The organism is Microcoleus sp. D2_18a_D3 (assembly GCF_036702455.1).
In the GTDB taxonomy this organism is placed as follows: Bacteria; Cyanobacteriota; Cyanobacteriia; order Cyanobacteriales; family Microcoleaceae; genus Microcoleus.
Map to the genome: position 1 here is coordinate 1 of NZ_JAUBTK010000145.1, position 8,397 is coordinate 8,397.

The following is an 8,397-nucleotide window of genomic DNA, read 5'->3' on the forward strand; positions in this document are numbered from 1 at the left end:
AAGAAGGAAGAAGGAAGAAGGAAGAAGGAAGAAGGAAGAAGGAAGAAGGAAGAAGGAAGAAGGAAGAAGGAAGAAGAAAGAAGGAAGAAGGAAGAAGGAAGAAGAAAGAAGGAGGAGGAGGGAAAAATATCTAATTGTTGAGCGGGAAAGTGCGCGGTGCGTGCCTTACTTGTCATTGCGAACCTCCGCGAAGCAATCGCATAGTAGAGATGTTCACTGACCTAAATCTGGGAAGGGAAGGTGCGCTAGGCGCACCCTAGGCTGATGATAAATTAGCTTTTTTGCCGATATTTTTAACCTATTTTCGCACAGCTTCCAGCAAGCGAGAATAGTAAAAGCTAGTGCTAGTCATCGCTGTTCTGTTAATAACAAAACCATTGTTTTCTAGGATTTTGATAATATCAGCTTCGCGGTGCTGGTAAGCGCGGGTAGTTTTGCTCGGGCCGGGGAAAAGTTCGCCAAATTTTTTGAGGGCGGTAAGTGCTAATGTTTTGGGGGCAAAACTAAGAATTAGTCGCGATTCGGCGATCGAACTTAGGTGAGCGATCATTTCCGCAGCCTTATCTTGAGGATAGTGGATCAGCACGTCCAAACAAATGACAGTGTGAAATTTGCCCGTTAAAGCTTCCAAATCTTGGGCGGCGAAGGAGATGTTGTAGAGCTTGCCGGGAACGGCTGTCGATCGAGCGTAGGCTTCTGCTACCATCTTTTCAGAGATATCGCTAGCGCAAACAATTGCCCCAGCGTCAGCCAGAGGAATGCTCAGAGATCCCACACCGCAGCCGGCATCGCAGACACAAAGCCCGGGTAAATTGCCGTCAGCTTGCAGCCATTCGATGACTGTATCCACTGTTTGCTGGTGCCCGGTGCGGATGTCTAGCTGAACTTTATTGACTTTGCCGTCGCCGTAAATTCGCTGCCACCGATCGAATCCCGTCGAGTTAAAATACTGTCTAACTATAGTCTTGTCGTCTACCAAATTCATCGATCTGCCTGCTGCTGAGTTATTGCCAACGGTTAAATATTATAAAGCCGCAGCGACAGTTATTGTTGACCGAAAGTAATTTAATCCGGGGCCCCCCAATTTATCAGTGGGCTAAGTTCTTCAATTTTACATCTAAAATCTAAAATCTAAAATCTAAAATCGATTGACACTCCCCACCCAATTAAATTGAGTTAAATTTACTTATACGGGCGATCGCAACTCGAACAATCCCGAATTGAGAAACTAATTCCATAAAAACCGAGTTCAGCCGATCGCACATTCTAGCGATAATTTTAATCAGCGCTAACTTTAAAAAATATGGTGCTACAAGATCATTTCCGCCCGCCGCTGTCGGTTCGCCGTCACTGGCACGCCTTTCACAACGCCTGGGCGACTTACATTGCATCGGATTTGAATGCCAAATTACCCGCAAATTACTTTGCCGAACCCAACGTGCAGTTTGGGATTGAAATTGATGTAGCAGCTTTTGAGGAACCTCTACCGGAGTTTGATTGTCCAGAGACGGTAATTCGTTTGCCAAGAGATTTCCCAAACAATTGGATGTCACCCCCAGCCCAAAGCGTGCCTTTTCTAACTGCGGCGGAAACGGTGCAAGTCAGTATTTTTAACACTGAAGCAGGCCCAGTATTAGCCGGTGCAATTGAATTAGTAAGTCCTGCCAACAAAGTTCGTTCTACTCATCGCGGTGCTTTTGTTTCTAAGTGCGAAACGTATTTGCGCCAGGGAATTGGGCTGGTAATAGTTGATGTTGTGACGGGAAGGAAGGCAAATCTTCATAATGAATTGTTAGCCCGTCTGGCGGGAGGAAGCGCTTTGCCCTTCGACGCTGAACTCTATGCTACAGCTTATCGACCGATCGAGCGAGACGGCAACCAATGCCTCGATATTTGGCAGGAAAAACTGGCTGTGGGCTGCGATCTCCCTGTTTTACCGCTGTGGCTGCGGGGCGAGATTTGCTTGGCTGTGGAATTAAATCATATTTACGATCGAACTTGCCGAGAACACCGAATTGCTGTTAGCAGGGCTTAGCATAACGACTCTTCGTCCTCACTACGAACTCTACTGCGCGAGAAACTAATGGCATGGAAACTAAATGGAACCACTTAAAACAACCGGTGCCAAGCCAATTCTTTTGTCGGTTCATTTAAATTCCAGCGCAATAATTGAGTTGCTGAATTGCCGATAATTCCCGAAAGTCCGATCGCCTTTCTCGGAGATTCCGTTGCCAGGGCGATCGCACTTTCGGCATCGCAAATCCCCCACTCCACCAAATTCTGAACTCCCGCCAACAGCGGCAGAGTTGTACCTGCCAAAGTAGCAGATTCCAGGGTCGAGTGATAATCTAATCTTACCCAAGCTGTACCTTTTCTGACTTCAATTTGTCGGGAATCCCAAGGATAAACACCGTCAGGTAAACCCAAAGGAGCCAAAGCATCGCTCACTAAAAAAACGCCTTTTTGATACCTACCAGCGCGTAGCAAAAAATCAATCATTGTCGGAGAAACGTGCTTCCCGTCAGCAATTAAACCGCATTTTACGCCCGGATAAACAATCGCCGCTCCCAACAAACCCGGTTCTCGGTGATGCAAACTCGGCATCGCATTAAAAGCGTGAGTTACCATTGAAGCTCCCCGCTCAAATGCTTGTTGCGCTTGCTCGGCCGTCGCTTGGGAGTGTCCGAGACTCACGGAAATTCCCAAACTTTGCAAATAGGAAATGACTTCGCCTGTGCTGTCTAGCTCCGGCGCTAAAGTAATTATTTTGACAATATCGGCACAATCTCCTAAAACTTGCTTGACATTTTCTATAGTTAGCGGTAACAAAAACTCAACTGGGTGAGCGCCTCGCTTCTGGGGGTTGAGAAAAGGGCCTTCGAGATGAACGCCGAGAATTTCCGCTGTTTTGGGTTTAATTGTTGCGCGCTCGGCGGTTTGTACAGTGCGGATATAATCAGCTATAGTCGAGAGCGATCGCCTAAACTTATCCACCGAAGTTGTCACCAAAGTCGGCAAAAAAGCATCCACTCCCTGATTCCACAAAAATTGACAAATTTTCGGCAAAATTTCAATATGCTTGCTTTCTAAATCGGGAAAAGCAAAACCGAGGGCGCCGTTAATCTGCAAGTCTACACCGCCCAGAGAAAGCCAATCCCCTCCTACATCAAGCACTTGCAAATGGGGAGGACAAATCCGTTTAAATACGGCGTCCATCGGCAAAACTTCTTGAATGATTCCCGTTTCGTCAACAGCAAGCATCTGCAAATCCTTGCAACCGGGGAGGCGAGCATTGAGAATATCTGTGGGGGTGGCAGTTGGGGTTGTGGCTTCAGTCATCCGATTTTAGATTTTAGATTTTAGATTTTAGATTTAATATTCGCTACGGATAAATCCGGTGGCTGGCGATGAGGAGGGGGAGCTTTTTGCTTTTTGCTGGCTCCAGGGCGGCTCAGACGGGGGATTGTGGCCAAATTGCTTTTAAGGGTCAGTTTCAGTCATCCGATTTTAGATTTTAGATTTTAGATTTTAGATTTAATATTCGCTACGGATAAATCCGGTGGCTGGCGATGAGGATGGGGAGCTTTTTGCTTTTTGCTGGCTCCAGGCCGGCTCAGACGGGGGCTTGTGGCCAAATTGCTTTTAAGGGTCAGTTTGGGTACAAAATATCTAAATTTGAGTTAACGCAATCATTTAAAATTAGCATTTATCTGAAATCTCAAATCGGAAAATTTTATGAATCAAGCGACAGTGGGAATTATCATGGGTAGCGATTCGGATTTGCCAACCATGAAAGATGCGATCGCAGTTTGCGAAGAATTCAACGTTGCTTGCTCCGTGGCGATCGTCTCGGCGCACCGTACCCCCGATCGCATGGTGGAATATGCCCAAACCGCTCACCAACGAGGCTTGAAAGTCATTATCGCAGGTGCCGGGGGAGCGGCGCACCTTCCGGGTATGGTAGCATCTTTAACCCCCTTGCCCGTAATTGGCGTGCCCGTACCGAGCCGCCACCTGCAAGGGGTAGATTCGCTGTACTCGATCGTGCAAATGCCAGCCGGGATACCCGTAGCAACAGTGGGGATCGGCAACGCTAAGAATGCTGGCTTGCTGGCAGTTCAGATACTGGCAGCTCATCAGCCAGAATTGCTAGAGCGAGTTTTGCATTACCGCAAAACTTTGTCCGAATCTGTACTGAAAAAACAAAATCAACTAGAAGAGCTAGGCTATCATAACTATCTCAATCTCAACAAATAATCCATAAACTTTTGTAGTAAGATTGGAAAGTTTTCCGAATATTGCTGAGCTTACTAGCCGTAAAGAGGGTAAAAGTGATTAAAATGACTGTCGGAAAGAAAAAGTCAAAACCCGTCAGGCGGGAGTCTTTAAATTTGTCAGCAGCTAAATTTTTTACGAAAGTCAACAGGTTGAAGAAGTTACAAAGGGCGATCGCCCGCCTCACTCCAAGTTGGCAAGCGTGTATACCTTTAGCTGCAATCATCGTCTTGGTGTGGGGATATGCGGCGGTAGCCCAAACAGCTCCCGCGCCAACCACCGAGGAACAATTAGCAAGCCTTAAGGTGGGCATGGATACCATGTGGGTCATGGTTGCGGCGATGCTAGTGTTCTTTATGAACGCGGGTTTCTGTATGTTGGAAACCGGTTTTTGTCGCCAAAAAAATGCCGTCAACGTGCTGTCCAAAAACTTGATTGTTTTTGCGCTTTCTACGATCGCATATTGGGCGATCGGCTTTGCGTTAATGTTCAGCGACGGCAACGGTTTTATCGGCACCAGTGGCGGATTTTTCCTGTGGAATGTAGCTGACAACAGCCCCGCCACAGGAGACGCTTATCAAGGCATTTTCAGCGCATTAAACTGGACGGGAGTGCCTCTTAACGCTAAATTCTTTTTCCAATTAGTTTTTGCTGGAACTGCTGCCACGATCGTTTCTGGAGCCGTTGCAGAGCGAATTAAATTCCTGGAATTCTTAATTTTCAGCTTGCTGCTAGTAGGCATTGCTTACCCAATTACCGGACACTGGATTTGGGGCGGCGGCTGGCTGGTAAAAGCAGGCTTCTGGGATTTTGCGGGTTCGACAGTGATTCACTCGGTAGGCGGTTGGGCTGCTTTGATGGGAGCGGCATTTTTGGGGCCGCGGATCGGCAAGTACCGCGACGGCGATACTGTGGCGATGCCGGGGCACAATATGAGCATTGCCACCCTGGGCTGTTTGATTCTGTGGTTGGGTTGGTTCGGGTTCAATCCCGGTTCGACAATGGCAGTCGATCCAAATGCGATCGCCCACATTGCGCTCACCACCAACACCGCCGGTGCCTTCGGGGGAGCTGCTGCCACCATTACTGCTTGGCTGTACCTTGGCAAACCCGACCTTTCGATGATTATCAACGGCATCCTCGCCGGCTTAGTCGGGGTAACAGCTAGCTGCGCTTGGATCAACATACCCAACTCTGCCATTATCGGCACGGTCGCCGGCATCCTGGTAGTTTTCGCAGTAACTTTCTTCGACAACTTGAAAATTGACGACCCTGTAGGCGCAACTTCAGTTCACTTAGTCTGCGGCATCTGGGGAACTCTGGCAGTGGGCTTGTTTGCTGACGGCCCTACAACTGGACTTTATACCACAGGCCCGGCAGCCGGATTGCTTGTGGGCGGAGGTTTCGGCCAACTCTGGGCGCAGTTGGTCGGCATTATCTCTGTAGGCGGGATGACCGTGCTGCTGAGTACGATTTTTTGGATGGCACTCAAAGCTTTGCTGGGTATCCGCGTTTCTGCTTTAGAGGAGGCTGAAGGTTTGGATATCGGCGAACACGGGATGGAAGCTTACACCGGGTTTGTGAAGGAAACGAGCTTGGATAACAGAAGTGAGAGCGGCTACGGCGGTTATGGTGGGGGTTCTGGAGGCAAGACTACCAAACTGTAGAGTGTGCGAAGGGCTCGACCAATTCAGCTTTCGTGTCCTACATTAGCTATTTATCAGCTAATTCACGCATTTATTCAGAAAAACCCGAATCTGAAATAGCCGCTAACTTATGGGTGTCTATCGTTGTGCTCGCGTTTCAATCTTCGATGCGAACGCGGGCATAATTTTATTTTTAGTTGACCTTTAAGGGCTGACATATGGCGTTGCACCATGTGAGGATGATTATGGTGGGGTGTCCCGCCTGCTGTGAAAATACACGCCTTCGGGGTCAGGAGCCCATCCCACAAATAAATCAAAATCATGCCACTATTATGCAACGCCTTACATATAGTAGTTTCCGACTGCATGAGATGAGATGTGCGCCACTAATTGGTAATGGGGAATTGAGAATCTGTAACTAACGAACTTTGCACACACGTGTATTGATTAGATTTTACCCGCAATTGCTTTCAGTTCTTCAACGACGCGCTTGTTCTTGGGATTCCTGCTGCCATCAAGGCGGGCGGAGACAACAGTGATTATTTCTAGTAGATCTTTAGCTAAATCCTCGTCACAGCTAGTATTTTCGGTTTGATTTATAATCACTACCTCTGTCCCAAAGTGTTCGCACAAATTAAAAATTAGTTCAGAACCAAATCTCAGCAGTCTGTCTTTGTGAGTTAATACCAACCTTTCTACTTTATTGTCTGCGATCGCCCGAATTAGATGTTGTAAACCCCCCTTACTGTAATTAACCCCAGAACCTACATCCTCAATGATTTGGAATTGCCACCCCTGAGATGCACAAAACAATTCCAAAACTTGTTTTTGTCTGTCTAAATCATCTTTTTGGTTGTGGCTGCTAACCCGAGCGTAAGCAATGGTTAAAGCGCCGTTGGGTTTTAAGCCGAGAAGATGAGCTAGGTCATAGCGTCTGTGACCATTAGCGGTGCGTTCGGGTATTAGCTTGCCTTCGGCTTCCCACCGACGCAAGGTGGAAGCGCTCACACCTTTAAGTTTGGCTGCTTCAGTTATAGTTAATTTTTTCATTTTTGGATTTTAGCATCAGAAATGGGTAATTTCGGTAAGTTTTAGATATATTTATGTCCCCGTCTGCAGGTTGGACAAGTCCGATTTATGGCAAGAAAGTTTGGTAGGCAGATTTTTTATGGTAAAGTAGTGCGAAAAAGCAAAGTTCTGCATCGCCGCCCTTGCCCAACACAGCACAGTGCTTGATTATTACAAGAATTGAGGCTTTAATTGAGCGGTAAAATTTGATGCAGCAATGAGTGCAAATTATTCGGTGTGAGGCCTGCAAATAGCTTGAGTTTATGGAGAAGTTTGGGGGAGGTAGCAGAAGTAGAACTCATAAATCCCTCTTAGGGATGGAAGTTAGCCGATCGAAAACTGTTCCGGTTTGGGCTTTGCTATCTTTGGTGACGAACGGGGTACTGATACTTACAGTCGCTCAACTACTGCTGCGGGGAAACAACTTGACAGAAAGCTTCCAGGCGAATGATGCGGTGACTGCAGAAGTGGCCCAGGAACAAATTGACCAACCGGCGATCTCTGCAAAGGCAGTGCTAGACGTGCCCGTTCCCGGGCCGCGACATAAATGGACTTACCAGCAGTGGGTGACGCAGTTGGGTCGCGAAGCTGAGGCGGTGGCGGCGAATCGACCCTCAAGACTGAGTGTTTTGGCTGGGGATTCTCTGAGTATGTGGTTTCCGACAAAGCTGTTACCAGTCGATCGAATTTGGCTGAATCAAGGGATTTCGGGCGAGACTTCCGTGGGTTTGCTGAAGCGGTTGCAGTTGTTTGATCGAACTGCCCCGGATACGGTGTTTGTGATGATCGGGATTAACGATTTGTTGCGGGGGGCCAGCGACGAAGGGATTTTGGACAACCAGCGGCAGATTATTCGCGATTTGCGGTGGGCTCACCCCAAAGCACAAGTAGTTGTGCAGTCGATTTTGCCCCACAGCGGGGAACAAGCTACTTGGGAAAATCGCGATCGGCTGTTGGCGATTCCTAACAGTCGGATTAGGGCAATAAATCGACGGCTGAAAGAAATTGCTAGTTCGGAAAATGTTTTGTATCTGGATTTGTACCCGCTGTTTGCGGATGCTGAGGGCAATTTGCCAACTGAACTCAGCACAGACGGCTTGCACCTTAACGATCAAGGTTATCTGGTTTGGCGATCGGCCCTGCAACTGTTCGATCAGATGCAGTTGAAAAATGAGTCATGAATCATTAGTTATTAGTCATTAGTCATTAGTCATTAGTCATTAGTCATTAGTCATTAGTCATTAGTCCTTAGTCCTTAGTCATTAGTCATTAGTCCTTAGTCATTAGTCATTAGTCATTAGTCATTAGTCCTTAGTTAGAAAAATAAAGGATGGGCGTTGCTGAATTAGGATATGATGAAGTGGTCGTGCGAGTACCAAAAAATAACACTCATTAAAATACAACATTA

General features: G+C 47.3%; 7 protein-coding genes. 4 read left to right on the plus strand and 3 right to left on the minus strand.

Annotated elements, in window-relative coordinates:
• Positions 1 to 298 precede the first annotated feature (298 nt).
• The gene (gene bchM / locus QUB06_RS33115) at positions 299 to 985 is read right to left on the minus strand and encodes a magnesium protoporphyrin IX methyltransferase (RefSeq protein ID WP_333438897.1); all 687 of its coding nucleotides are present in this window, start codon (positions 983 to 985) and stop codon (positions 299 to 301) included.
• Positions 986 to 1,303: 318 nt separating this feature from the next.
• On the opposite strand from bchM, the gene QUB06_RS33120 reads away from it, so the two are divergent.
• Positions 1,304 to 2,035 carry a DUF4058 family protein gene (locus tag QUB06_RS33120; protein ID WP_333438899.1) on the plus strand — a complete coding sequence of 244 codons (732 nt, stop codon included), beginning with the start codon at positions 1,304 to 1,306 and terminating at the stop codon, positions 2,033 to 2,035.
• 74 nt (positions 2,036 to 2,109) lie between these two features.
• Here the strand turns inward: QUB06_RS33120 and nagA are convergent, their stop codons facing one another.
• Entirely contained in the window at positions 2,110 to 3,339 is a 1,230-nt protein-coding gene (gene nagA, locus QUB06_RS33125; RefSeq protein WP_333438901.1) for an N-acetylglucosamine-6-phosphate deacetylase, read from the minus strand.
• 396 nt (positions 3,340 to 3,735) lie between these two features.
• Here nagA and purE point away from each other — a divergent pair, with 396 nt between their 5' ends.
• Positions 3,736 to 4,257: a 5-(carboxyamino)imidazole ribonucleotide mutase gene (gene purE, locus QUB06_RS33130; protein WP_333438903.1), complete on the plus strand. Its 522-nt coding sequence runs from the start codon at positions 3,736 to 3,738 to the stop codon at positions 4,255 to 4,257.
• 83 nt (positions 4,258 to 4,340) lie between these two features.
• Positions 4,341 to 5,942, plus strand: coding sequence for an ammonium transporter (locus tag QUB06_RS33135; RefSeq protein ID WP_333438907.1), 1,602 nt, complete (start codon positions 4,341 to 4,343; stop codon positions 5,940 to 5,942).
• Between the two features lie 426 nt (positions 5,943 to 6,368).
• On the opposite strand, the gene QUB06_RS33140 is transcribed toward QUB06_RS33135, so the two are convergent.
• Positions 6,369 to 6,971 carry an IS607 family transposase gene (locus QUB06_RS33140; protein ID WP_333438905.1) on the minus strand — a complete coding sequence of 201 codons (603 nt, stop codon included), beginning with the start codon at positions 6,969 to 6,971 and terminating at the stop codon, positions 6,369 to 6,371.
• Positions 6,972 to 7,252: 281 nt separating this feature from the next.
• On the opposite strand from QUB06_RS33140, the gene QUB06_RS33145 reads away from it, so the two are divergent.
• Positions 7,253 to 8,170 (plus strand): SGNH/GDSL hydrolase family protein, encoded by a 918-nt coding sequence (locus QUB06_RS33145; RefSeq protein ID WP_333284700.1) that lies wholly within the window; start codon positions 7,253 to 7,255, stop codon positions 8,168 to 8,170.
• Positions 8,171 to 8,397 lie beyond the last annotated feature (227 nt).